Source organism: Flagellimonas sp. ABD4_174 (genome assembly GCF_056160185.1).
Map to the genome: position 1 here is coordinate 313,457 of NZ_JBSWWP010000001.1, position 24,785 is coordinate 338,241.

Consider the following 24,785-nt stretch of genomic DNA (forward strand, 5'->3'; position numbering starts at 1 on the left):
ACTATGCTTTCTGTCTTACGGTTCTTTGTTCAATTCGTTTTTCAAATTTTTCACCTTGGAAGATTCGTTGTACAAATATTCCCGGAATGTGGATTTGATTAGGGTCCAAGCTTCCTGCAGGAAGCAGCTCCTCCACTTCTGCGACGGTAATGGTCGCAGCTCCACACATGCATGGATTAAAATTTCTTGCGGTTCCTTTGAATATAAGGTTTCCCGCCTCATCGCCTTTCCAAGCTTTCACAAATGAAAAATCTGCCTTAAAGGCGGGTTCCAGCACATACATTTTGCCATCGAACTCCCTAGTTTCCTTTCCTTCGGCAACTTCGGTACCATAACCTGCAGGAGTATAGAACGCAGGGAATCCAGCCTGTGCTGCCCGACATTTTTCTGCCAGGGTGCCCTGTGGTGTCAATTCCACTTCGAGCTCACCGCTGAGCATTTGACGTTCGAACTCATCATTCTCTCCTACATAGGAAGATATCATTTTTTTAATTTGATGTTTTTGCAACAACAGGCCAAGGCCAAAGTCATCTACGCCGGCATTGTTCGAGATACAGGTAATGTCCTTAATGCCCAAACGTACCAGTTCGCCAATTGCATTTTCCGGAATGCCACATAGGCCAAATCCGCCCAACATAAATGTCATACCGTCCTTAACACCTTGTAAAGCTTCGGCAACATTCGCAACTGTTTTATTGATCATGCATTTCGTATTTATGATTGCCTGAAATTACGATTTAAATAAAAAAGCCCCAAGCAAATTATGATATGCTTGGGGCTTTCTTTTAAATTATTTTCGGTTAGAAGTCCAAATCGTCCAAATCGTCGTCAGTATCTATATCTTCCTCTTCTTTTTGCTTGGAACAATCCACATTTATGGATAAGTCCTCCGGCTCTTCAAATGCATCTTGCGACACTCCCAGTTCTTCGTTGGCATAATTCTTTTTCATGTACAAGGCCCAAATAGGCAATGCCATCGCAGCACCCTGACCGTAAGCCAAACGATTGAAATGGATAGATCTTTCCTCTCCGCCTACCCAAACACCGGTCACCAAGTTGGGTACCATTCCCATAAACCAACCATCACTTTGGTTCTGTGTGGTCCCTGTTTTACCAGCTATGGGATTATACAGCTTGTATGGATAACCCGTTACAACTTCTTTGTAAACCGTATTGTTGACCCCATAAGTGTGCCTTAACCTTCCGCCCGAGCCGGCTTCGGTAACGCCTTGCAATAGGTTAACTACTGCATAGGCCACATCTTTGCTCAGCACATCCTTAGTTTCTGGTGTATATTCATAAAGCACGGTTCCATTCCTATCTTCTATACGGGTAACCATTACGGGCTTAACGTACACACCTTGATTGGCAAATGTTCCAAAGGCCCCTACCATTTCATAAACGGATACATCCGGTGTTCCCAGCGCAATGGAAGGCACTTCGGGAATTTCTTTGGTAATCCCCATGCTTTTCGCAATTGAAACCACCGCACCCGGGCCCACTCTATCTATAAGTTGAGCTGTTATTGTGTTTACCGAGTTCGCAAGAGCGTTCTTTAGGGTCATATCTTCCCCAGAGTATTTGCCATCGGCATTTTTTGGGGTCCAGGCTTCCATGTTTCCGTGTTTTCCTGGCTCAATACTATACTGGTTGTCCGGCAAGGTATAGCAAGGCGAATAACGCAACTGATCAATGGCCGCTGCATACACGAAAGGCTTGAACAAAGAACCTGCTTGCCTTGCTCCCTGTATCACATTATCATATTGGAAATGCTTGTAATCTATTCCTCCGACCCATGCTTTTACATGACCAGTTTGTGGCTCCATGGACATCATCGCGGTTCGCAAAAAGGTTTTATAGTACCTGATTGAGTCCAGTGGGGTCATTATGGTATCTTTCTCGTAGGAATCACTGTTCCAATCAAACACGGTCATTTCCGCCTTTTTGTGGAAAGTGGCTTCGATATCTTTATCCGACAGTCCCTCGCGTTTTAGATGACGCCACCTGGCAGAGCGTTTCATGGCGTTTCGCATTATGGTGTCCACAGCGCCTTTACTGATGTCCAAAAATGGTGTAGTAGGGTTGCGCTCGGGCGTATTTTGGTTAAAGAACTCGGCCTGAAGGTTTTTCATGTGTTCCTGTACCGCTTCTTCTGCATTTTTTTGCATTCTGGAATCTACGGTCGTGTAAACCTTTAACCCATCCAAATAGATATTATACTTTTCACCATCGGGCTTTGGGTTGTCCTCTACCCATCGGTTCAACCAGCGTTGCATGTACATTCTAAAATAGGTGGCCAATCCTTCCCTGTGTGATTCTGGGTTAAAATTGATTTTCATCTCCAAGCTTTGGAGTGAGTCTTTCTCCTTTTCCGAGATGTATCCATATTTTGCCATTTGGCCCAACACGGTGTTTCTTCGGTTGAACACCAATTCTTCTCTTCGTATGGGATTGTATAGCGATGAATTTTTGAGCATTCCTACCAAAACGGCAGATTCTTCTGTTTTTAGCTCTGTTGGTTCTTTTCCAAAATAGATTCTGGCCGCGGAACGGATACCATCGGCATTGTAGTTAAAATCATAAATGTTCAAGTACATGGCTATGATCTCCTCTTTGGTATAGTTCCTTTCCAGACGGGTGGCTATGACCCACTCCTTTATTTTTTGGGTAACGGCTTCGAAAAGGTTTCTGGATCTTACCCCCACAAAAAGCTGACGTGCCAATTGTTGAGAAATGGTACTTGCACCTCCTTTGGATCCCAGATAGGCCAATGCTCTGGCAAATCCCCTGGCATCGATACCGGAATGCTCATAATATCTGGCATCCTCTGTTGCGACAAGGGCATCGACAATATTTTGAGGCAAGGTCTCATAATCCACCCATGTACGGTTGTCATCCAAATAGAGCTTACCCAAGGTTTCGCCATCCGCTGAAATGAATTCCGTGGCCAGATTGGTCTCGGGGTTTTCCAATCGTTCAAAAGTGGGCATTTCGCCAAACGCGCCCCAAGAGGCCAATTGAAAAATAAGAACAACGGAAAGTATTCCTATTGCGAATACAATCCAAAACCACTTAATAAAAGGTCGAAAATTTTGTTGCTGTTTTTTTTGACGCTTTTTTGCCATTATTATTTGGGTGCTTTTTCTATTTCCAAACCAACATCTGTTACTCCTTCCAAAATATGGAGTCCTTCCACATTGCCATTTTTGCGCATGGCGTGCGAAACATTCACTTTATATACGCCAGATTCCGAAAAATCGATCATTTCCTTGTACCAAAGTTTATTTTCCTTTACGCTTCCCATTCCCTTTCCCAACCATTCGCCACTGGGTTCCGCCATTCTATATTCCAACGTATCCTTAATTGTATTGCCGTTGGGATACTCTAACTCGGTAATTAAGAATAAATTGCTAAAAGGATAAGAATCATCATTTCTAATATTGATGAACAGGTTATAGGTCTGTGTGGAGTCCAGTTCGGAAAACTGAAAATCAACTGTTTTATCGAGCTCCCACTTTCCTTCCTTGATCGGCCGATAATCGGAATACACCAACAACTCATTGCAAGAAGATAGGGTCACTACTGCAATAAGAAGCAACAAAATTTTATTTCGCATTGGATGATGCTTTAGGTTTTGGCTTTCTTCGCTTTTTATTTCTTCGTTTTTTCTTTTTGGGCCTATCGAATCGGGTAAGACTGTCTTGACCGACCACGTTCTCGAAGGTTGTTTTCTCTTCGATCACATTGTCGGCAGCATACTCCTCGAGACTTGCCACTTTTTGATTTTTTTTGTTCAGTTCCAAAATTTCCAACACTTGATCTTTGGTCAAAGTGTGCCAAATTGCAGGTTCGTCCTTGTATGAAAACCAAAGCTTTTCCTTAAAAATATCTGCTTTCTGACAAAAGGCCAGGCCCTTGTTTGTTTTTAGCTTACAGTCCGACGAAGGAAAGTTTTTTAGGGCTTCGAGATACATGTCGAGCTCATAGTTGAGACAACATTTTAGCTTGCCACATTGACCTGCCAATTTTTGGGGGTTCAAGGCCAGTTGCTGGTAGCGCGCAGAGGCCGTACTCACCGATCTAAAATCGGTCAACCAAGTGGAACAGCAAAGTTCACGACCACAAGAACCGATTCCTCCCAAACGTTGTGCTTCTTGCCTGTAGCCGATTTGGCGCATCTCTATTCTGATACCAAAGGCTTTGGCCATGTCCTTGATCAATTGTCTAAAGTCCACACGATCTTCTGCCGTGTAATAGAAGGTAGCTTTGGAACCATCGCCTTGGAACTCCACATCGCTCAGTTTCATCTGAAGTTTAAGCGATATGGCAATCTCACGGGAACGCTTTTTGATTTCTTCTTCCTTGTCCCTACATTTTTGCCAAATATCAATATCCCTTTGTGAAGCTTTTCTATAGATCTTTGGAATATTCTTGTCCTCTGGTGAAACTTTTTTGCGTTTCATTTGAATACGCACCAGTTCACCGGTCAATGTAACCACACCGACATCGTGACCGGACTTGGCCTGAGTGGCCACAACATCACCTATGGACAATTGGAGATTGTCCGAGTTCCGATAAAATTCTTTTCTGCTATTTTTAAAACGTACCTCAACGCAATCAAAGGGTTTTTGACCGTTGGGCAACGACATATTGGAAAGCCAATCAAAGACTGTTAGCTTGTTACAACCATCTGTGCCGCAAGTTCCATTGTTCTTGCAACCACGCGGTTGTCCATCCTTGCCGGTTGAACAACTGCTACACGCCATATTTAATATCTTGATTTAAGGAAATTTGAACCGTCTCCTTAAATAGGGTTCATAAAATTACTCATTGTAAATATAGTACAATTTGTGGCAGCAGGGAAATGCTACTTCTTGTATTTCAACACAGGGGAACGTCCTTTTTTAAATATTTTGTTGCTGGCGCCCTTTCCCTTTCGCAAACGTTTTTGTTCTTCATAAGGTAACGCATGCACTTCTTTACATTCCACGGAACAACAATTGTTCATCTCTTGGGCACATTCCTCACATTGAATAAACAATAAATGACAAGCTTCGTTGGCGCAGTTCACATGGGTATCGCAAGGTTTTCCGCATTGGTGGCAGTGCGCTATCACTTCTTCAGAAATTCGTTCGCCCCTCCTATGGTCAAAAACAAAGTTCTTACCGAGAAATTTGTTTTCCAAGTTCTTTTCGCGCACTTGTCTGGTGTATTCGATTATCCCGCCTTCTAGTTGGTACACATTTTTAAAACCTTTGTGTTTGTAGTAGGCACTGGCTTTTTCGCAGCGGATACCTCCCGTGCAGTACATCACAAGTTTTTTATCCTCCTTGTGCTCAGCTAAATTTTGCTCAATAATATCGAGTGAATCTCGAAAGGTGTCTACATCTGGAGTTATGGCATTCTTAAAATGGCCTATCTCACTTTCGTAGTGGTTGCGCATATCCACCAACACAGTATTTTCGTCCTCAATAAGTTCGTTGAATTGCTCTGCTCCTACATGGACTCCTTTATTGGTGACATCAAAAGTGTCGTCGTTGAGGCCATCGGCCACAATCTTTTTGCGGACCTTTACCTTGAGTTTTAAAAAAGATTTATTGTCCTGTTCAATGGCAATATTCAAGCGTACATTTTCCAAGAAAGAAATGCTATCCAAATGCTCCTTAAAAATCCCGAAATTCTCTGCCGGCACCGAAAGCTGGGCGTTGATCCCTTCGTGAGCGACATAAATGCGGCCAAGAACATCCATATCGTTCCAAGCCAAAAAAAGATGGTTCCTCAAAATTTGAGGGTTCCCTATATGTGCATATTTATAGAAAGAGATCGTAAGCCTATCCTTGCCGGCTTCCTCAATAAGAGCTTCCCTTTCTTTTGCACTTAATGTATTGTACAGTTGCATGCTATACCTGATTAAGTTAAAGAATGGTCCTTTAAATTTTTTGCAAAGATAGGGATTGAAAACAACAGTAAATCAAAAGGGCCATTAGGCCCCCTTAATTCACTTTTTCTTTTTCACAACTAAATTTTCTTTTCTAGCAATTCTGAGCTAAATACAGCTCTATAAAGATGAGTTAGTACACCCAAGATGCATTGTTATTAAAAAGGTTGCGTCGTCTTTGTGGCATGTAGAAAGAAATGGTATTTTAGCCTTCCTAACAATTTTTACCATGAGCAAAGAGAAAGAAGCAAAATTAAAAGCCCTCAAACTTACACTAGATAAATTGGACAAAACCTACGGCAAAGGTGCCGTTATGAAAATGGGGGACAGTGTTGTTGAAGATGTCGAGGTTATTCCTTCAGGGTCGTTAGGTCTGGATATTGCACTCGGGGTCGGTGGTTACCCAAAAGGAAGGGTTGTTGAAATATATGGTCCGGAATCATCCGGTAAGACCACTTTGACCTTGCATGCGATCGCAGAAGCTCAAAAGGCCGGCGGCATTGCCGCTTTTATCGATGCCGAACATGCTTTTGATCGTTTTTATGCGAAAAAACTGGGGGTGGATATCGATAATTTGATCATCTCACAGCCCGATCATGGGGAACAGGCCTTGGAAATAGCCGATAATCTTATCCGTTCCGGCGCCATTGATATTGTGATTGTGGATTCCGTAGCGGCCTTAACTCCAAAAAGCGAAATCGAAGGGGAAATGGGCGATTCAAAAATGGGGCTCCATGCACGATTAATGTCTCAAGCGCTCAGAAAACTTACCTCAACCATAAGCAAGACCAAGTGTACCGTAATTTTCATAAACCAGTTGCGGGAAAAAATCGGGGTAATGTTCGGCAACCCCGAAACTACCACCGGTGGGAATGCCCTAAAATTTTATGCTTCGGTGCGTTTGGATATTAGAAGGTCTACCCAAATTAAGAGTACCGATGGCGAAGTCCAAGGGAACAAGACCCGGGTAAAAGTGGTAAAAAACAAAGTGGCACCTCCATTTAAAACCGCCGAATTCGATATTATGTACGGAGAAGGTATTTCAAAAATCGGCGAAATACTCGATCTGGGCGTAGCATACGAAATTGTAAAGAAAAGCGGTTCCTGGTTCAGTTATGGAGACACCAAATTGGGACAAGGCAGGGACGCGGTCAAAACATTACTGTTGGACAACCCCGAACTGTCCGAAGAATTGGAAGAAAAAATACGGGAAGCCATTGCTGCAGTAAGCGAATAAGCTTTTAATCGATTTTTTGGACAGATTAACTTTTGGTTATGAAAATCCTACGCAACCCTTGATTGTACCGCACATCTAAGGGAAAAAGGATTTTTGATATGAAAAAAGTGTTAATGCCCATTGTATTATTTGTGGCATGCTCATGGTTCGTTTCCTGTGAAGTGGACGATGATTCCCCCAATTTTTACTTTACCGCGCTTCATACGATAGAGGCCGATGTGCCCGAATCTTTCGAATACGGTAGAACTTACGACATCGACATAACCTACCAACGCCCTAATGGCTGTACATTTTTTGAAGGGTTCGATGTGGTGCAGACCGCAATGACCGATCGCGATGTGGTGGTGATCGGATCCGTACTCACCGACGAAAACAGAGCGTGTACACAAGCTGTTGAAGAAGTAATGGCCACATTAACGTTTAATGTAATTTACAACAAAGATTATACCTTTAGGTTTTATGCGGGAGACGATGCCGAGGGAAACCCGACCTATTTGGAATATACAGTTCCTGTAGCAACGGAATCCACGCAAAAGTAAAAATACGAATCCAGAATTGACCAACATTTGGATCTTGAAGAACTGATACATAACTGTAAAAAAGGGAATCGGCAGGCGCAAGCTGAGTTATACCGAAGGTATTCCAGCATCCTATTTGGTATGTGCCTAAAATATTCTCGGAACAAAACCGAGGCGGAAGATAATCTGCACGACAGTTTTATGACCATTTACGAGAAAATAGGGCAGTTCAATTTTAAAGGGTCCTTTGAAGGGTGGATCAAAAGAATAACCGTAAACACAGTTCTTCAAAAGTATCGAAAGGATCAACACCTCAATGTGGTTTCGGAAAACACAGAAGATGAGGTCGAGGTGGACACCGAGGCTACCGATGTCAGCCTCTCCACACTTTTGGGATACATTCAGGAATTGCCGCATAAATACCGGTTAACATTCAACCTTTATGTATTGGATGGCTATAGCCACAAAGAAATTAGTGAGCTATTGGGAACCTCAACAGGAACCTCAAAATCGAATTTGGCGAGGGCCAAGGCCATTTTGAGAGATAAAATAGAAAAAACCAAGATCAACATTGCTTAAATAGACAGACCATGGGGAAAAAGAATTTAGAGCAATTGTTCAAAGAACAGTTTCGGGACTATCAAGAAATTCCGGACCAAAAAGTATGGAGTGCCATTGAATCCTCTTTGGACAACAAAAAACAGAAGAAACGGATCGTGCCCATTTGGTGGTACCTAGGCGGTGTTGCCGCTGCCTTGGTGGTCGTATTGTTCGCTATCGATCCATTTGCCGGTGAACCGGCAGAGCAACAAATCATTACAAATGTCGAGGACGACCCCTCCTCTCCAACCAATGCCGAAAAGGATGTGGATACGGACACTTTCAATAGCCCATCTCTTTCTCCTGGTACTGATTTAAAGCTTGACGACGAAGTTTTAGCAGATACGGAAAACTCCAAAAAGAACAGTAATTCCAAGCCTTCTAACAATAAAGCAAATACAACTTCGAGCTCATTGCCCACTTCCGCCACCAAAAACAATTTCATTGTAGCAGATAATGTACCTGAAAATAATTTGGCACCATCGGAACCTAAATTTTCAAAAAGCAGTGGAACAGCATCAGAAAGCAATGCGGTCTTGGCCTCCAATAAACTTGATGGAGAACCTACTGATAAGCAGCGGTCTATTCCAACTACTCCCAATTCAGAGGAAGCAATTGTGTCTACCGAAGTAGAAAAGGATAAGATGGAAAAACAATCCATTTATGATGCCATTAAAGAACAAGAAGATCTAGATAAGGCTGTTGCCAACAACAACGCTGGCAAATGGTCCGTTGGCCCTTCTTTGGCACCAGTTTATTTTGATGCTTCTGGAGATGGCTCCCCGATCGGCCCCGACTTTTCTTCCAATTCAAAATCGGGAAACCTTAATCTAAGTTATGGACTTACCGTTGCCTACGAAATGGGAAAAAAGTTAAAAATACGTTCCGGGGTACATCGCGTTAATTTCGGGTACAGCACCAACGATGTTCTTTTCTCTTCCACCTTAAACGCTGCAGCAACGAACAAAATCGTTAATATTGATTACAATCCAAGCCAAACAAACATAATAGTTGAAAGTAGGGAGACCCAAAAAAGTTCACCTTCGGTGACAGCTAAAGAAATAGCACTGAACAGCCTTCCTTCTCTCGACGGTAAAATGGTGCAACAGTTGGGCTACATAGAGGTTCCTTTGGAGATAAATTATGCTCTTTTGGACAATAAATTCGGTGTTGATCTGATCGGGGGCTTTAGTTCGCTGTTTTTGGTAGATAATTCAGTGTTGTTGGAATCCAATGATTTGGTAACGGAGGTAGGTGAGGCCAACAATATAAATTCGCTGAATTTTAGTGCCAATGTGGGTATGGGGCTCAATTATAGATTTTCCAAAAAAATCAAAATAAATATAGAGCCTGTTTTTAAATATCAATTAAACACCTTTTCCAATGTTTCGGGTAATTTCCACCCCTACTCCATTGGTGTTTATAGTGGTTTTAGTTTTAGGTTTTAGCATAAAGAAGTTGGTTAGGATAATTGCTCCTTTAAGCAATTTATTAAGCGCTTCCTTCCAAGGGAGCGTTTTTTAGGCCATAAATTCGCATATTTTTCTTACATTAAGCAGCAAAACACGAACCAACCCCCTGATAATGTGAATGCTGAACAATTTGAGGACATCCTTATTTATTTTTCCAAATCTGTTATGGGAATGGAAAAAGAAGAAGATATCCTTTGGGATGTTGCAAAAAACTGCATTTCCAAATTGGGGTTTGTCGATTGTGTGATCTATTTGGTTGAACCTGACCAAAAAATGCTAATTCAGAAAGCGGCATACGGGCCAAAAAGCCCAAAAGACCAAACATTGTACAATCCTGTAAAAATTGCGGTAGGAGAGGGCATAACCGGGAGTGTAGCAATCACTGGTTTGCCCGAACTGATTCTCGACACCACACAGGATTCGAGATATATAGTGGATGATGGTTTTAGACACTCAGAAATTTGTGTTCCCATTAAATACGAAAATGAAATTTATGGCGTGATAGACTGTGAACATCCTGAAAAGGGTTTTTTTACAGATCGCCATTTAAGAATGTTATCCGCCATTGCATCTATCTGTGCCATAAAAATTAGAAGTGTGCGCACCAATAGACAATTGCTGGAAAAACAGCGTAAGCTTATCGAGATAAGGGAAGAAATACTCGAGCTAAAGTTAAAAACATTGAATTCGCAACTGAACCCACATTTTGTATTCAATTCATTAAATGCCATTCAGTACTTTATTACTACACAAAATACCAAGTTGGCCCTTGATTATTTTTCCACATTTAGTAAACTTGTCCGGTTTTATTTAAAACAGATAGGTCAAGACTCAGCTTCTTTGTACAGCGAGGTCGACATGTTGAACTGGTATTTAAAACTTCAAAAACTGAGATATGATGATTCTTTCGACTACACTATTTCCATGGAAAAAAATACTATTATTTCAAAAGAAGCATCCATTCCTCCTTTTGTTATGCTTATGCTCATTGAGAATATTGTGGAACAATCCATTATAAATGGAGTTACCGACCAGCATTTTAAGGTTGGGATAAAAACCTTGGAAAATACGGTGTCTTTTGATGTTGAATATCATTGTAAAGGACTGGATTCCAAGTCTCCAAACAATCATTGGTACCGTAAAAATATGATAAATTGGAAAGAGCAGATTGAACTTTTGAACACGGTAAAAGGGTATCAAATTTTCCATGAGACCACGAGCTCCTTCGACAATGGAACAGATATAGAACATATTGTTCTACAACTGCCCAACCTTGCTAAATCGGAAAATGCAATGGATTAATTCAAATCAGTTCCGTAAGTATAACATCCCGGACCTCTTCCCTTAAAGTGGATGTATCCTCCGGACTCAAGATCCCGGTTTCAAAAAATTGATGCACCCGTACCCGGATTCTACCAGGTCCGCCACTGTAAAAAGTAAATGAGAACCTCTTTTTGTTATCATAAAAAGTCATCGGCACCACCGGGATTTTATGGGTTATGGCCATTTTAAATGCTCCGTCCTTGAAACTGTCCAAAACTACTTCTTCGTCAGGCACCCCCCCCTCTGGAAAAATACAGATACTTAGACCTTGATCTAATCGCCTTTGTGCCCTTCGATACACCCCTGTGCGGCTTTTAACACTGTCTCTATCCACTAAAATGCAAACTCTTTTATAGAAAAATCCAAATATGGGAATCTTTACCAGTTCCTTTTTGCCCACAAAAACAAAAGGGTTTTTACTTACATGGAGCATCAACATAATATCGAGCATGCTGGTATGGTTGGCCACCAACATATAACTCTTCCCCCTATCCATCCGTTGTTCGCGCACAACATTAGGTATGCATCCCATACCGTACAAAATGGGACGGGCCCATAAATTTCGGGCCAACCAGAAAAATTGCGGATAGGTCTTCTCGGTAATTGTGGTGGCCAGTAAAAAAGGGAAAAACAGAAAAATAGGAACAGCTACCAAAATATAGAACCAAACCCTATACAGCCAATGCCCCACATTTTTGATTATTCCAAGCATTTGCCAAAAGTAAAGTTTTTAATTTTTTATCTTAAAGGCAATTTCTGAATAGTTGATTATCGAATTTATGTGTTTTGATATATATTAAGAAATTTTTGGAGCTTTACTAGATGCCATAATTCGTCCAAATGAAGAACATTTTAAAGACGACATTCTTGATTTTTAGCCTTACTCTCATGGCACAGGGCGTGGCTCAAAAAGAAAGGCATATTTCGTTTAAGGTTTTAAAAAGCGAAAATGTCTCTACAACCTTTTCTCAAATTTTAGCAGAGGGTAGGTTTAAGATTCCTGACTCTTCGGAAATAACGCATCGCGATAATATTTACTGGATTGAACTGGATTTTAAGGATAAGCTCCAGTCAATTGACAAAGACACAATCTTGTATCTCAAATTCAATTCTTTCGATTTTGGGGATTTGTATTATCAGGACAGCAATACTATTTCGACAAAAGCGATTGGCCTTTTTGATGATCATACGGAAGCAAAGGAATTACCGTTAACTAACTATTATTCGGAAACCCCGATTACACCGCATAATTTGATCGATAAAAGATATCTATATCTCAAAATTCGTCGCATTACCTTTAATGAAAGATTGAATAACTGGACTTTTAGCATATTGCCTTCATCCTCTATGTCCAATTTGACCATAAATGATTTAAAAAGATTATGGCCATACTACGCCTTTACAGGAGCTTGTTTGATTATTTGGTTGTCCACAATCAGCTTTTATTTCTATCTTAAAAAACCTGAGTTTCTATTCTACTCAATCTACATTTTTATTCTATTCTTTTATGTTTCAGGGGATATTCTGAGTATATATGACTTTGTTTTTGGTAAAAACAGATTGCTACAGCATTGGTTTTCACAGGGTTCCATTTTGCTGGCCAATTTTTCCTATGGCATGTTTTTTATCTATTATCTGCGCACAAAAAAAGATTATCCCAAACTGCATTCTTTAATGTATGCGATCATGGGGTCGATTTTTTTGCCTATTGTAGTCCTAGTTTTCTTCTATTTTCTTGACTACATGGCCGGCTTAAATTATATTATTTCAAATTTTATGCATATTGTCTTTGGGCTCTGTATAATCGGTTTGCTATATGTTGGCTTCCATGCTAAGAATATTTTGGCACATTTTGTTGTTTTGGCCTCTTTTAGTTTCTTGATATCCTACATGCTGCATGTCTATCATGCCAACCCCGATGATGGGCTTCTTCTTGATAGCAGATATTATTTGCTTATAGGATGTTCTTTGGAGATATTGATCTTTACCATAGGCCTTAATTATAAAGTACACTTAGAATTTCGGGAAAACCTTCTTCTCCAACAAAAGGCGCTGGAAGCAAAGAACAAAGCACTTAGGGCACAAATAAACCCCCATTTTATTTTTAATGCCTTAAGTTCTATTCAGAATTTAATCATAAAAAAAGACATTAAGTCTTCGTTAAAATATCTTTCCAAGTTCAGTCATTTATCACGTAATATTTTAGAGGGATCAATCAATCCGCTTGTTACTTTAGACACAGAAATAAATATGCTCGAAGACTATTTGGCTTTGGAATCCCTACGTTTCGATGACAACTTTTCTTATCAAATCAAAGTGGAAGATAATCTTGATACTTGTTCGATCGAAATCCCGTCCATGGCTTTTCAACCTTTTGTGGAAAACTCAATAATCCACGGGCTGCTGCCAAAATCCGAAGGAGAAAGAATCCTTACCATTAGCTTTAAAAAACAGGGTGAAACTATATTGTGTGTTTTGGATGACAATGGTATAGGAAGAAAAGCCTCCCTAGAAAAAAATAAAGGATCATTACGAAAGAAAAAATCAAGAGGAATGGAAGTTACCGCACATAGATTGAAAGCGCTTGGAAACAGCATTAAAGAATATCAAATCATAGATAAAACAGATGAAACAGGAAAACCTTTGGGTACCACTGTGCTCATTAGACTTTCTTTGTGAAATATGTCCGCATACCGATTTAGGTGCGTTATTGAAATAAGGTTGATTTAAAATATTCTAGATTCTTTTACCTTTGTTCTCTTTTAAAAATGATATGGCCAGAATTCTTACAGGAATACAAAGTACAGGCACGCCCCATTTAGGAAATATTTTAGGTGCAATTGTCCCTGCCATTGAAATGGCGGGAAACCCTAAAAACGATTCCTTTTTGTTTATTGCCGATATGCATTCGTTAACTCAAATAAAAAATGGGGAACTGTTAAGGAGCAATACCTATGCTATTGCCGCTGCTTGGCTCGCTTTTGGCCTGGATATTGAAAAAACTGTTTTTTACAGACAGAGTGATATTCCCCAAACTGCGGAATTGGCCTGGTACCTAAGCTGCTTTTTTCCATACCAGCGACTTACTTTGGCCCATTCCTTTAAAGATAAGGCCGGCAGGCTGGAAGATGTGAACGCAGGACTTTTTTCCTATCCCATGCTAATGGCCGCCGACATATTATTGTACGATGCAGAAATTGTTCCTGTGGGGAAAGATCAACTGCAACATTTGGAAATAACAAGGGATGTAGCTTCTCGTTTTCACAATCAGATGGGCGAAACATTTGTAATGCCCGAGGCAAAAGTCCACGAGCAGACCAAATACGTTCCAGGAACAGATGGTGAAAAAATGAGCAAAAGCCGTGACAACCTTATAAACCTTTTCCAAACCGATAAAAAATTAAGAAAACAGATCATGGGCATTGTTACGGACAGTACACCCATGGAAGAACCCAAAGATCCATCCAAGGACAATGTTTTTGCACTGTACAAGCTTTTGGCCAGCCCAGAGCAAATCGAGGAAATGAGCGCCAATTATTTAGCGGGCAATTATGGTTACGGACACGCCAAACAAGCCTTGTACGAGCTTATTATAGAAAAGTTCGAAGAGCCCCGGGAAAAGTTTGAGTATTACATGAACCATACAGGCGAGATCGACGAGGCCTTGGCCTTTGGTGCGGAAAAAGCCCGAAAAGTGGCCAATGAGGTATTGGTCCGTGTTCGAGAAAAGTTGGGGTATTAGCCTTTTATCGATATTTTGACTTAATAGGCCCATATTCAAGGAGCAGGCAAATTGGGCTTCCTGGCCAAACCCTTTTCAAAAAGGAAAGAAAACCCGATTTTTTGTGGCATGTCTTCGATGAACAACGCCCTAAAACAGAGTGACTGTTCTGTTATCATTCCATACGACGAATTGTCATTCCTGCGCAGGCAGGAATCCATCATCAAAAAACTAAAACTAAATCTGGTGGAATTCTTTGCTCCTCTTCCACAAGCTCAGGATGAGAGCTCTTGATGACGGTTCGCAACAACACCTTACCCACCCGTAACTGTCTGTTGAACGACCACCGACTATCGTTTCGAATACGCTCAACGACATACTACCGACTGCTCCCTACCAATTGAACCTCGGAAACTACACCGCCTCGAACAGTTTACCGGGCAGTGGTCGGATCACGCCCTTCATTTCCATGTTCAATAATGTGCTGGAAACCTTAAAAATGGGCAGATTACATTCCAAAGCCACGGTGTCCAGTAGTTGTTTTCCGTTTATTTGCAAGTAGTTGTAGATTGACTGTTCTGTTTCATCCAACTCGACAAACAGCTGCTTTTGCACCGCTTTTTCTTGTTTTTCCGCTTCAATTTCCCATCCTAGAAGATAAACCAGTTCGGCTGCAGACGTCAATATATGCGCTTTTTGATATTTTATAAGGTCATTACAGCCTTTGCTCCATTTATCGGTAGCCCTTCCCGGAACGGCAAATACTTCCCGGTGGTACCCATGTGCCAGATCGGCGGTTACCAAGCTCCCCCCTTTTTCCGCAGATTCGATCACAATGGTTGCTTCACTTATTCCTGCAATTATCCGATTTCTTTTGAGGAAATTTTCCCGATTAGGCTGGCTTGTACTCCAAAACTCCGTCATAAACCCACCATTTCGCTCTATTTTGGTTTGATATTTGGCATGTACCTTAGGATATATTTGATCTAATCCATGCGCCATACAAGCTATGGTCTGTAATCCATGGTCCATGGCCGCCTTTTGAACAGCAATATCCACTCCATAGGCGAATCCACTAACGATAACCGGGTTCAAAGGCGCCAATTCCTCTATAAATCGATGACAGAACGAGACACCATAGTTGGTCACATTTCTTGTGCCCACCACACTGATTAGCTTTTGACCCTTTAAATCTATATTCCCGCGCTGAAACAATATAATAGGCCCGTCCAAACAATGTTTCAACCGGGCCGGATAATCTTCATCCATAAAATAGGAGGTGGAAATATTCTGCTTGGACAGAAATTCGAATTCTTCTTGGGCTTTTTCAAGGTACATTGTGTCCTGCAGACCTTTCAAAGTAACTTTTCCAATACCATCAATTTTTAAAAGATGATGCATTTTATCTTCAAAAACTGCTGTTGGGCTTCCACAATGTGCAATTAATTTCTTGGCGGTCACATCCCCGATATTCGGAATGTTTTGCAGCCGTAAAGCCGCAATAATTTCAGGTTCAGTCATTTGATTTGGGAGTCAAAGTTGTTCACAAAATACAGATTTTTAAATGTTAATAAAAAGTTATGCTGCATATTTTGTACTCCCCCTTTTTTTGCAATATTTGTGGCTATGCGGATAGACTCATACCTAGAAAAATTATTGTTCGAGTACAACTGTGTGGTTGTTCCCGGTTTTGGAGCGTTTTTAGCTCACGGAAAATCCGCAGAAATCGATTTGACCACCAACACATTGGTACCACCGAGCAAGGTAATTTCCTTTAATGCCCAACTTACCAAAAACGATGGGCTATTGGTATCCCACATATCCAAAGAAAAGAATATCGGGTACGAGGAAATGCTAAAGGAAGTGGAAAATATCTCACTGGATTGGAACAATAAATTATCCAAAGGTGAGAGCATTGAGCTTTTTGGTATAGGCAAACTATGGCACAACAACGAGCATAGAATCCAATTTCAGCCAGAGGAAAAAATCAACTTTTTGACGTCTTCCTTTGGATTGTCCGCTTTTGCCGCTACACCGATCAAGCGTGAGGTGATCAAGGAGGAGGTTGAAGAACTGGAAGAGCGCATTCCATTTATAATTACCCCTGAGAAAAGGGAGCAGACCTCGTTCAGGCCTTGGTTAAAATATGCCGCGGTTATTCTATTGGCCGTTTCCATGGGTGTAACATCGTACCGAACTTATGATGATTTACAGCAAAAAGAGGTTGCGGCCCAGCAAGATGCACAACAAGAAGTTTCCCGTTTGATCCAAGAAGCTACTTTTTTTGAAAGTTCTCCTTTGGAACTGCCAGCCATCAACCTTAGCGTGACCAAAAAGAAAAGGGGAAACCACCATATTATCGCGGGAGCTTTCCGGGAACAACAGAATGCTGAAAAAAGGGTAAGTCAACTTAAAGAAAAAGGATACAATGCCTTTTATCTTGGGGTGAACAAATATGGCCTGCACCAAGTGGCTTACGATAGCTTTGAAGACCCTCAAAAAGCACTGCTGTTCCTACGAAAGGTCAAAGTTGAGGATTCCAGGGATGCTTGGATGCTTTCCGAAAAATAAATAATCCCGCTTTCTTTTAAAACCTTTCCGTACTTCAATATCTTTGCGCAAAATTTAAAGGTATGACGCCTAAGACTCCTAGTGAATCACGTACGGTAATGACAGATTTGGTATTACCCAGCGAAACCAACCCGTTGAACAATCTTTTTGGCGGTGAACTATTGGCCCGCATGGATCGTGCTGCCAGTATTTCTGCCCGTAGACATAGCAGACGTATCACCGTAACTGCCTCCGTGAACCATGTTGCATTTAACAGCGCAGTTCCTTTGGGCAGTGTGGTAACCGTAGAGGCTTCTGTTTCCCGCGCTTTTAATACCTCCATGGAAATTTTCTTGGATGTTTGGATAGAAGATCGCTTTACGGGAGAGCGTACCAAGGCAAATGAGGCCATTTACACCTTTGTTGCGGTGGATGACACCGGCAAACCAACGGAAGTCCCACCGTTGGAGCCGGAAACCGAGCTGGAAAAGCAACGTTTTGCCGCTGCGTTACGACGTAAACAGCTCAGCTTGGTACTTGCCGGTAAAATGAAGCCTGCCGATGCTACCGAACTAAAAGCATTGTTTACTACTTCCTAAAGTTTAAAAATCAAAGTTGTCCGGATCGGGGCCAAATCGTTTGCCTTTGTCCAAACTATCGAGGAGCTTTACGTCTTCATCCGAAAGTGTAAAATCGAACAGCTCCGAATTGGCTTTGATCCGTTCTTTTTTGGATGATTTAGGAATGGTGACCACTCCTTTTTGCAGATCCCATCGCAGCACGATCTGGGCAATTGTTTTGTTGTATTTAGCTGCCATGTCCTTCATAATGTCCAAATCAAAGATGTTCCCTTGCATTAAAGGGGACCACGCTTCATATTGGATTTGGTGCGAGCTGCAAAAATCCATCAACTCTTGCTGCACCAAGTAGGGATGAAACTCCATTTGATTGACCATGGGCACAATCTCGGCGGCACCCAAAAGATCTTCCAAATGGTGCTTTAAAAAGTTGCTAACTCCGATGGCGCGCACCCGTTTTTCCCTGTACAGGCTTTCAAGTGCTCGCCAGGTGTCTTTGGACAGGTCCCCTTTGGGCCAATGGATGAGGTACAGGTCCAAATAATCGGTTCCCAAACGATTTAAACTGGCTTCGAATGCCTTCAATGTAGCTTCGTATCCTTGATCGGTATTCCAAACTTTACTTACCAAGAACACATCTTCTCGAGGTACATTGCTTTGCCTTATTCCTTCGCCCACCCCTTCCTCATTTTCGTAAATGGCAGCGGTATCTATATGACGATAACCGTGGTTCAAAGCTTCTTTTACCGCATTGATCACTTCTTCTCCATCTTTGGAAAGGTAAACACCAAGCCCTAAATAGGGCATCTGGACCCCATTGTGGAGTTCAAAGGAGCCTTGCAAGTCTGATAATTTCTTCATAGTGTTAGAGTTGATATATCCAATCTTCAGGGTTCAATCGGTTGGAATCCCTATACAGATAGAACTTCAATTTTGTTGTGCCATCAAACCGATTGGTATTTATTTCGCCCAAAATATCCTTGGCAGCTACTTTATCCCCTTTTTTTACATAAAGGTCGGATAGGTTATAATAGGTGGTGATATAGTTTCCGTGTTTTATTTGAACACCCTTGTTCCCACCTGGAACGGTAAGTATGGCTATTACCTCTCCCTCAAAAATAGCCCTTGCCTTGCTGCCCTTGTCCGTAGTAATGGTAACCCCATTGTTCCTGTGCTTGATTCCAGGATACAATTTATCGGCATAAACCCCGTACCCTTGGCTTTTAACTCCTTTTTCCACCGGCCAAATGAGCCTTCCTTTATTGGAGGTAAAGTTGTCCGCAACCAATTTTGTTTCCGGGGTCATGGCAAAAGTTGGACTGCTGGTCGATTTACCGGAGCTTTTATTTGAGCTGGCGATCGCACTTTTGATCATTCGTTCTATCTCTCGATCAATTTTACGGGCCTCTGCCTGCTTCTTGTTTATTGCCGTAGTGTATTTGGCCTCGTTTTGTTTTATGCTCGTTAAAAGGCTCTTTTGGGTCTCTATTTCTTTGGTCAGTTCATCTTTTGCCTTTCTATTCTCCGCAATGAGTTGGTCTTTTTGCTTGCGCTGACGTACCAAATCCTGGTTTAAAAGGGTAAGCTCTTCGGTTTTCTTTACAATATCTTCCCCTTGTTTTTTTCGATGTTTGGCATATTGTTGCATATACTGAAGCCTTTTAAAAGCCTGAAAGAAATTCTCAGCTGAAAGCAAAAACATGAGTCGATTGCTCTGTGATTTATTCTGGTAGGTTTTTTGGATCAAATGGGCATAATCTTCTTTTAGGGCATTTAGGTCTTCTCTTAATTTGCTTATGCTTCTGATGTTTACATTTATCTGCCTATTGAGCAAGTTCGACTGTTGGTTGGTTACTCGAATAAGCTCTTGGCGAACGTTGATCTTGTTGTCCAAGGCTTCCATTTGGTCCAATACGGTGCCCTTTTCTTTACGTTCTGCAAAGAGCAATCTATTGATTTCCTTAATTTCTTTCTGCAGTCGTTCTCGTTTGGCCTCCAGTACTTTTTGCTCGCTGGTCTGGGCAAAACTCCCCGATGAAACAAAGAATATAACTAACGCATAATAAAACAGATATGAAGTTTTATCTTTCATACTACTTTAATGTAATTTTATCATATCCTTTGGGTATCTTATAGGGAAAACTCATGGGTTTGTTCAATTCCAGGTTTTTAAAACTTAGGTCAATAGTAGTCAGCTCACCTGCTTCTTCTGCGACAATCTTAACTTCGTTCGGCAGCACATTTCCTGAAATATCCTGATAGGTATATTTAGCCATTAGTTGTCTGGAATTTTCCGGCTGGGATATTTCTTGAGACGCTATCTTAAAGTTTTTGGGTTCCAACTGAAACAGTATTTTGAAAAGCTCTTGGGCCTTTTTCGGTTTTAATTGGTAATTCCCATTGTACACTTCGGTATTGAATTTTTCCTTTCGCAGGTCCAACACAGCATTGCCGAGGAGGAGGTTCTGTACTTTTTCAAAATCCAATTGGGTGCCCAAAAGTTCGCTCAAATAACTAAAATCCCCATCGAAATATTCGTTTTGTAACTTGTTGTAGAAGGAAACCTTCTTTGGGGTAATGTGCGCCTTGACCACTCCTAAGGGAGCACTCATCCATATCACCTTGTCCTTTTCCATTCTTAGGCTCACATTAACTCCTTGCGAATCGTCTCCGTTGGCGTAATCTATCTTTACCCTTCCCCTCAATGTCTTAAAATTGGATTGATTGGAGTAATGGGCGTTTATAATGTTCTTTGCAGTAAGGCGCGAATTGACCTCCCCACCAGTAATGGATTTAGTGCCCTTACAAGCGCCCAATACGAACAACAACATTGGTATTGCGGTGAATCTTATTATATTTTTATGTAGGTTCATTATAATCCCGAATTGATTTTGTTCAAATACTCATTGGCTTTCTGTGTGTCACCAATTTTGGCATATCCTGCGGATAGCTGCTTGTATATTTTATTTTGAAGCTGGTTGTCATCCAACAGATAGTCCAGTCCGCTTAACAACACTTCAATGCCCTTGTTGGAATTTCCGGTACCAATAAGGGCCGTACCATATGCATAATAAAAATAGGGCTGTAAAGGGTAAGTGTCCAGAGCCTCTTGCGATTCGCTCAACAGCTTCTTAAAATTGGACGCTGAGATCAATTGTTCCATTGTTGCTTGCAATTGCAGTACCGGATCATTGCTATTATTTCTTTGTTCCACTGTCCGAACTTCTTGCATCTGACCTCCTTTTTCCAAAGAATCGTTTATTTTTCGAGTCAGCTCTGTTTTTAAACCCGAATTCTCCATGCTACCCAACACATTGGAAGCTTCCTCATACTTTTTCATCCTAAAGAGCGAAACCGCCATGTTTTGCCGTAACTTTTCATTTTGATAAGGTATGCGTTGCTTAATCTCTTCTATTGGGCTTCCCTGTTTGTCGAGAATGGTCAATAGATTGTCCAAATACCAATAATCTTCAGGTTTTGAAAGAAGCGCTGCAACAGCATAATCTTGAGCCTGTATGTACTTTTTGTCCAAAAGATAGGCTTTGGCCAGTTCGTAGTCCACAACACTGTTATCGGGCTCCAATTGCTTACATTTTAAAAACAGATCAACTGCTCTATCGTAGTTTTGGATACCTTTTTGTTTTAAGGCCTCAAAAAAGTTTTCTTGAAACTCATCGGTATATTCGTCGAGGTAGACCTCGGCGCTTTCTTGTTCTTCTTGGGCATAGGTATCACAATGCATCAAGATTGATGCTGTTAAAAACACCCAAAGAAGTAATACATTTTTCATACCGTCTTAAGTCCCCGTCAAACTAAAAATCTATACTAAAGTTATTCCAAAACGGAATAATCTCCAATACTAATGGTCTCGAAATTACCATTGTACACCACATGGTTCCCGATCATGGCATTATCCAGATTTGCGTTGCTAATTTTACTGTTGCTCTGGATAAGGCTATTTTTTATGGTAGAATTTTCCAATACCGTGTTTGCACCTACGGATACATATGGGCCGACCGTGGTATTTTTCAATACCACATGCTCCCCGATAAAGCATGGTTCTATAATGTTTGCATTTTCTTGTTGTACCGTTTCGGCCACCATATTCTCCCCTTCCTGCTCCAAAAAGCCCAACATGCGCTGATTGGTTTCCACGGTTACATTTTTATTGCCACAGTCCATCCATTCGTCCACCTTTCCGGGAACAAATTTCATGCCCTTTTCCATCATTCGTTTTATGCCGTCGTTGATTTGGTATTCGCCCCCATGCGTAATATCGTTATCCAACACATGTTGTAGCTCGTTTTTGAGCACTTCAACGTCCTTGAAATAGTAAATTCCGATTACCGCTAGATCGGAAACAAATTCTGCTGGTTTTTCGACCAACTCAACAATTTCATTTTGATCATTTAATTGTACTACTCCATAAGCTTCGGGATGTTCTACTTGTTTTACCCATATTACGCTGTCCGCAGATTTGTCCAAATCAAAATCTGCACGGATCAATGTATCGGCATAAGCTATTACCGCTGGTCCACTAAGGGAGTCTTTTGCGCTCATTATAGCATGTCCGGTTCCAAGTGGCTGATCTTGTCTATATATTGATCCTTTGGCTCCCATTTCGCTGGCCAATTCCATTAAGCTCTCTACAACATCATCGCCAAAAAAGGCTGGATCGCCCAGAATAAAGGCAACCTCATCAATGGGTTCACCCAACACTTTGGCGATATCGGTAACCAATCGGTGTACTATCGGTTTTCCCGCAACAGGTATCAATGGTTTCGGAACTGTTAATGTGTGTGGTCTTAATCGGGAACCTCTTCCCGCCATTGGAACGATTATCTTCATAGTTTACGCACCTGTCTGGCCAGGTGTCTCTTTTTAATGGTTAGACTTTTATTAAAAAGGTCAAGACTAAGCTCAACCCTACATTCTTCTTTATTTGGTACCGGTACTTCCGAACCCACCTTCGCCTCTATCGGTTTCTGAAAGTGCTTCAACTTCTTCCCACTCGGCACGCTCATGTTTGGCTATTACCATTTGGGCGATACGCTCTCCATTTTCCACAATAAAATCCTCATTGGATAAATTGACCAAGATTACCCCGACATTACCGCGATAATCCGCATCGATGGTTCCTGGTGCATTGAGCACAGTAATACCTTTTTTTGCCGCCAATCCGCTACGAGGGCGTACTTGTGCCTCATAACCTACCGGAAGCTCCATAAACAGTCCTGTAGGGACAATGGCCCTTTCCAAGGGTTTCAATGTTATGGGTGATTCCAAATCCGCCCTTAGATCCATCCCTGCCGAGGCAAGGGTTTCGTAATGTGGCAACTTGTGGCCGGATGTATTGATTATTTTAATTTTCACGTTTTATAAAAATACTTCTAAGTTTATCTCCTTCCATCTTATATACTAACCCCAAAAATAAGAAAAGTAGTATGCTGCCCACTATTAAATTTCTATTAAAAACATAGAACGATAGTATTGAGAACAAGAGTGATACAGCGAAATAAAAGACAATTTTCCTCATGTTATAGGGGACAGGGTAATATTTTTTTCCAAAGTGATACGATAGGACCATCATGGTCGCGTAGGCCGCCAGAGTTGCCAGGGCCGATGCCATATATCCTATTTTGGGAATCAAGCTTATATTGATTGCCAATGTGATTATAGCTCCCACCGAGGATATATAGGCTCCAAACTTGGTGCGATCCGTTACTTTGTACCAAACGGACAGATTGTGATAAATGCCCAAACAGAAACTTGCCAAAAGTATGATAGGAACCACGTCCAAAGCATCCCAAAAAGCAGAATCCCTGACCAACAATTTTTTTAAAGGGTCTATGAACACCATTACCCCTAAAAAAATGAGACTGCCCATAATTACAAAGTAATTGGTGATCTGGGCATAGGTTTTTTGAGGGTTCTCCGAGTCTGCGTGACTAAAAAAAAACGGTTCCACCCCCAACCGAAAAGCGGTTCCAAACAGCGTCATGAATACCGCCAATTTATAGCAGGCCGAATATTTCCCTATCTCTGCTTTGGCAATGTCCTCTGGTAATAATCGATCTAAAAGAATACGGTCGAACACCTCGTTGACCGTAAATGCAAGTCCGGCCACCATAATGGGCATGGAGTACTTGAGCATTTCCTTCCACAAACCTTTATCAAATTTATATTTGGTGTCAAAATAAATTCCGCTCACCCATAAAAAGGCAGCACCACTGGAAATTACATTGGCAATAAAGACATACTCTATCTGAAAATCTGGTTTATAAAGAGCTGCCCAAAATGATTGCCCATTTTCAGCCAATCCGGGCAATAGGGTCAAGAAAAATATATTCAACAATAAATTAATGGCCACACTGGTGACTTTTACTATCGAATATCTTAATGGCCGTTCATTTGCCCTGATCCAAGCGAACGGCACTATGGCCAATGCATCTAGTACCAGAATCAAAATAATATATATGATCAACGATTCCTGTACATCTATAAAGGCGGCAAAGGTTCCTTTGAAAAGAAAGGCTGCACCAAAAAATATAAGGGAAGACATCAGCAAGGATATCAAGGATGTAGAAATTACATTCCCCTTATCCGAGTATTTATTAAAGAATCGGAAAAAGGCTGTTTCCATACCATATGCCAACACTACATTAAAAATGGCAAACCATGAGAAGATCACCGATATTTCCCCATAGGTTTCCGGGTCCATTACAGAAGTGTACAAAGGCACCAATATAAAGGAGAGGACCCGCGGCAATACCGTGGCCAAACCATAGATAAATGTTTGTTTAAAAAGCTTTTTTAGTGGATTCAATAGGTGTTGCTTCTTTGAAAAC

General features: G+C 41.3%; 23 protein-coding genes. 9 read left to right on the forward strand and 14 right to left on the reverse strand.

Annotated features, from left to right (window positions below; all coding sequences use genetic code 11):
* Position 1: 1 nt before the first annotated feature.
* The 5 genes from ACXAFK_RS01395 to trhO form a co-directional block, all read right to left on the reverse strand.
* The gene (locus tag ACXAFK_RS01395; protein ID WP_474956555.1) at positions 2–703 is read right to left on the reverse strand and encodes a CoA transferase subunit A; all 702 of its coding nucleotides are present in this window, start codon (positions 701–703) and stop codon (positions 2–4) included.
* Positions 704–800: 97 nt separating this feature from the next.
* Positions 801–3,125 carry a transglycosylase domain-containing protein gene (locus ACXAFK_RS01400; RefSeq protein ID WP_474956556.1) on the reverse strand — a complete coding sequence of 775 codons (2,325 nt, stop codon included), beginning with the start codon at positions 3,123–3,125 and terminating at the stop codon, positions 801–803.
* 2 nt (positions 3,126–3,127) lie between these two features.
* A complete protein-coding gene (locus tag ACXAFK_RS01405) occupies positions 3,128–3,616 on the reverse strand; it encodes a gliding motility lipoprotein GldH (RefSeq protein WP_224835900.1) in 489 nt (162 codons plus the stop codon).
* On the reverse strand, positions 3,606–4,766 hold the full coding sequence (locus tag ACXAFK_RS01410; RefSeq protein WP_224835901.1) for a PSP1 domain-containing protein: 1,161 nt from the start codon (positions 4,764–4,766) through the stop codon (positions 3,606–3,608). The genes ACXAFK_RS01405 and ACXAFK_RS01410 overlap by 11 nt, the downstream gene beginning before the upstream one ends.
* A gap of 101 nt (positions 4,767–4,867) precedes the next feature.
* Positions 4,868–5,899, reverse strand: a complete 1,032-nt coding sequence (trhO, locus tag ACXAFK_RS01415) for an oxygen-dependent tRNA uridine(34) hydroxylase TrhO (RefSeq protein ID WP_474956557.1) — start codon at positions 5,897–5,899, stop codon at positions 4,868–4,870.
* Positions 5,900–6,167: 268 nt separating this feature from the next.
* Here trhO and recA point away from each other — a divergent pair, with 268 nt between their 5' ends.
* From recA to ACXAFK_RS01440, 5 genes are all read left to right on the forward strand, one after another.
* Complete coding sequence (gene recA, locus ACXAFK_RS01420) at positions 6,168–7,175, forward strand: recombinase RecA (RefSeq protein ID WP_224835903.1); 1,008 nt, start codon at positions 6,168–6,170, stop codon at positions 7,173–7,175.
* A 98-nt stretch (positions 7,176–7,273) separates the two neighbouring features.
* Positions 7,274–7,714, forward strand: a complete 441-nt coding sequence (locus ACXAFK_RS01425; RefSeq protein WP_224835904.1) for a hypothetical protein — start codon at positions 7,274–7,276, stop codon at positions 7,712–7,714.
* A gap of 27 nt (positions 7,715–7,741) precedes the next feature.
* Positions 7,742–8,272 carry an RNA polymerase sigma factor gene (locus ACXAFK_RS01430; RefSeq protein WP_252081060.1) on the forward strand — a complete coding sequence of 177 codons (531 nt, stop codon included), beginning with the start codon at positions 7,742–7,744 and terminating at the stop codon, positions 8,270–8,272.
* Between the two features lie 11 nt (positions 8,273–8,283).
* Entirely contained in the window at positions 8,284–9,741 is a 1,458-nt protein-coding gene (locus ACXAFK_RS01435; protein WP_474956558.1) for an outer membrane beta-barrel protein, read from the forward strand.
* A gap of 195 nt (positions 9,742–9,936) precedes the next feature.
* Positions 9,937–11,067, forward strand: a complete 1,131-nt coding sequence (locus tag ACXAFK_RS01440) for a histidine kinase (protein ID WP_293297860.1) — start codon at positions 9,937–9,939, stop codon at positions 11,065–11,067.
* Position 11,068: 1 nt separating this feature from the next.
* Here ACXAFK_RS01440 and ACXAFK_RS01445 read toward each other — a convergent pair whose 3' ends face one another.
* A complete protein-coding gene (locus ACXAFK_RS01445; RefSeq protein WP_474956559.1) occupies positions 11,069–11,800 on the reverse strand; it encodes a lysophospholipid acyltransferase family protein in 732 nt (243 codons plus the stop codon).
* A 128-nt stretch (positions 11,801–11,928) separates the two neighbouring features.
* Here ACXAFK_RS01445 and ACXAFK_RS01450 point away from each other — a divergent pair, with 128 nt between their 5' ends.
* Together ACXAFK_RS01450 and trpS are read left to right on the forward strand one after the other, a co-directional pair.
* Positions 11,929–13,767, forward strand: a complete 1,839-nt coding sequence (locus tag ACXAFK_RS01450; RefSeq protein ID WP_474956560.1) for a sensor histidine kinase — start codon at positions 11,929–11,931, stop codon at positions 13,765–13,767.
* 94 nt (positions 13,768–13,861) lie between these two features.
* Positions 13,862–14,830, forward strand: a complete 969-nt coding sequence (trpS, locus tag ACXAFK_RS01455; protein WP_369885483.1) for a tryptophan--tRNA ligase — start codon at positions 13,862–13,864, stop codon at positions 14,828–14,830.
* 393 nt (positions 14,831–15,223) lie between these two features.
* Here the strand turns inward: trpS and dprA are convergent, their stop codons facing one another.
* Positions 15,224–16,330 (reverse strand): DNA-processing protein DprA, encoded by a 1,107-nt coding sequence (gene dprA / locus ACXAFK_RS01460; protein ID WP_252081056.1) that lies wholly within the window; start codon positions 16,328–16,330, stop codon positions 15,224–15,226.
* Between the two features lie 105 nt (positions 16,331–16,435).
* Between dprA and ACXAFK_RS01465 the strand changes: the two genes are divergently transcribed.
* Together ACXAFK_RS01465 and ACXAFK_RS01470 are read left to right on the forward strand one after the other, a co-directional pair.
* Positions 16,436–17,380, forward strand: a complete 945-nt coding sequence (locus ACXAFK_RS01465; protein WP_474956561.1) for an HU domain-containing protein — start codon at positions 16,436–16,438, stop codon at positions 17,378–17,380.
* Positions 17,381–17,442: 62 nt separating this feature from the next.
* Positions 17,443–17,958: an acyl-CoA thioesterase gene (locus ACXAFK_RS01470; RefSeq protein WP_224835912.1), complete on the forward strand. Its 516-nt coding sequence runs from the start codon at positions 17,443–17,445 to the stop codon at positions 17,956–17,958.
* Positions 17,959–17,961: 3 nt separating this feature from the next.
* Here the strand turns inward: ACXAFK_RS01470 and ACXAFK_RS01475 are convergent, their stop codons facing one another.
* From ACXAFK_RS01475 to ACXAFK_RS01505, 7 genes are all read right to left on the reverse strand, one after another.
* Entirely contained in the window at positions 17,962–18,798 is an 837-nt protein-coding gene (locus ACXAFK_RS01475) for an aldo/keto reductase (protein WP_474956562.1), read from the reverse strand.
* Between the two features lie 4 nt (positions 18,799–18,802).
* Positions 18,803–20,029 carry a murein hydrolase activator EnvC family protein gene (locus ACXAFK_RS01480; protein ID WP_224835914.1) on the reverse strand — a complete coding sequence of 409 codons (1,227 nt, stop codon included), beginning with the start codon at positions 20,027–20,029 and terminating at the stop codon, positions 18,803–18,805.
* 1 nt (position 20,030) lies between these two features.
* On the reverse strand, positions 20,031–20,810 hold the full coding sequence (gene lolB1, locus ACXAFK_RS01485) for a lipoprotein insertase outer membrane protein LolB1 (protein WP_474956563.1): 780 nt from the start codon (positions 20,808–20,810) through the stop codon (positions 20,031–20,033).
* A complete protein-coding gene (locus ACXAFK_RS01490) occupies positions 20,810–21,727 on the reverse strand; it encodes a tetratricopeptide repeat protein (protein WP_474956564.1) in 918 nt (305 codons plus the stop codon). The genes lolB1 and ACXAFK_RS01490 overlap by 1 nt, the downstream gene beginning before the upstream one ends.
* 41 nt (positions 21,728–21,768) lie before the next feature.
* The gene (locus ACXAFK_RS01495; protein WP_224835918.1) at positions 21,769–22,785 is read right to left on the reverse strand and encodes a sugar phosphate nucleotidyltransferase; all 1,017 of its coding nucleotides are present in this window, start codon (positions 22,783–22,785) and stop codon (positions 21,769–21,771) included.
* A gap of 90 nt (positions 22,786–22,875) precedes the next feature.
* Entirely contained in the window at positions 22,876–23,310 is a 435-nt protein-coding gene (gene dut / locus ACXAFK_RS01500; RefSeq protein WP_474956565.1) for a dUTP diphosphatase, read from the reverse strand.
* Positions 23,300–24,763, reverse strand: a complete 1,464-nt coding sequence (locus ACXAFK_RS01505) for a lipopolysaccharide biosynthesis protein (RefSeq protein WP_474956566.1) — start codon at positions 24,761–24,763, stop codon at positions 23,300–23,302. The genes dut and ACXAFK_RS01505 overlap by 11 nt, the downstream gene beginning before the upstream one ends.
* Between the last annotated feature and the right edge of the window lie 22 nt (positions 24,764–24,785).

Coding starts and splice junctions, on each gene's coding strand:
- ACXAFK_RS01395 (WP_474956555.1), bottom strand. CDS start 703: ATGATCAATAAAACAGTTGCGAATGTTGCCGAAGCTTTACAAGGTGTT.
- ACXAFK_RS01400 (WP_474956556.1), bottom strand. CDS start 3,125: ATGGCAAAAAAGCGTCAAAAAAAACAGCAACAAAATTTTCGACCTTTT.
- ACXAFK_RS01405 (WP_224835900.1), bottom strand. CDS start 3,616: ATGCGAAATAAAATTTTGTTGCTTCTTATTGCAGTAGTGACCCTATCT.
- ACXAFK_RS01410 (WP_224835901.1), bottom strand. CDS start 4,766: ATGGCGTGTAGCAGTTGTTCAACCGGCAAGGATGGACAACCGCGTGGT.
- trhO (WP_474956557.1), bottom strand. CDS start 5,899: ATGCAACTGTACAATACATTAAGTGCAAAAGAAAGGGAAGCTCTTATT.
- recA (WP_224835903.1), top strand. CDS start 6,168: ATGAGCAAAGAGAAAGAAGCAAAATTAAAAGCCCTCAAACTTACACTA.
- ACXAFK_RS01425 (WP_224835904.1), top strand. CDS start 7,274: ATGAAAAAAGTGTTAATGCCCATTGTATTATTTGTGGCATGCTCATGG.
- ACXAFK_RS01435 (WP_474956558.1), top strand. CDS start 8,284: ATGGGGAAAAAGAATTTAGAGCAATTGTTCAAAGAACAGTTTCGGGAC.
- ACXAFK_RS01440 (WP_293297860.1), top strand. CDS start 9,937: ATGGAAAAAGAAGAAGATATCCTTTGGGATGTTGCAAAAAACTGCATT.
- ACXAFK_RS01445 (WP_474956559.1), bottom strand. CDS start 11,800: ATGCTTGGAATAATCAAAAATGTGGGGCATTGGCTGTATAGGGTTTGG.
- ACXAFK_RS01450 (WP_474956560.1), top strand. CDS start 11,929: ATGAAGAACATTTTAAAGACGACATTCTTGATTTTTAGCCTTACTCTC.
- trpS (WP_369885483.1), top strand. CDS start 13,862: ATGGCCAGAATTCTTACAGGAATACAAAGTACAGGCACGCCCCATTTA.
- dprA (WP_252081056.1), bottom strand. CDS start 16,330: ATGACTGAACCTGAAATTATTGCGGCTTTACGGCTGCAAAACATTCCG.
- ACXAFK_RS01465 (WP_474956561.1), top strand. CDS start 16,436: ATGCGGATAGACTCATACCTAGAAAAATTATTGTTCGAGTACAACTGT.
- ACXAFK_RS01470 (WP_224835912.1), top strand. CDS start 17,443: ATGACGCCTAAGACTCCTAGTGAATCACGTACGGTAATGACAGATTTG.
- ACXAFK_RS01475 (WP_474956562.1), bottom strand. CDS start 18,798: ATGAAGAAATTATCAGACTTGCAAGGCTCCTTTGAACTCCACAATGGG.
- ACXAFK_RS01480 (WP_224835914.1), bottom strand. CDS start 20,029: ATGAAAGATAAAACTTCATATCTGTTTTATTATGCGTTAGTTATATTC.
- lolB1 (WP_474956563.1), bottom strand. CDS start 20,810: ATGAACCTACATAAAAATATAATAAGATTCACCGCAATACCAATGTTG.
- ACXAFK_RS01490 (WP_474956564.1), bottom strand. CDS start 21,727: ATGAAAAATGTATTACTTCTTTGGGTGTTTTTAACAGCATCAATCTTG.
- ACXAFK_RS01495 (WP_224835918.1), bottom strand. CDS start 22,785: ATGAAGATAATCGTTCCAATGGCGGGAAGAGGTTCCCGATTAAGACCA.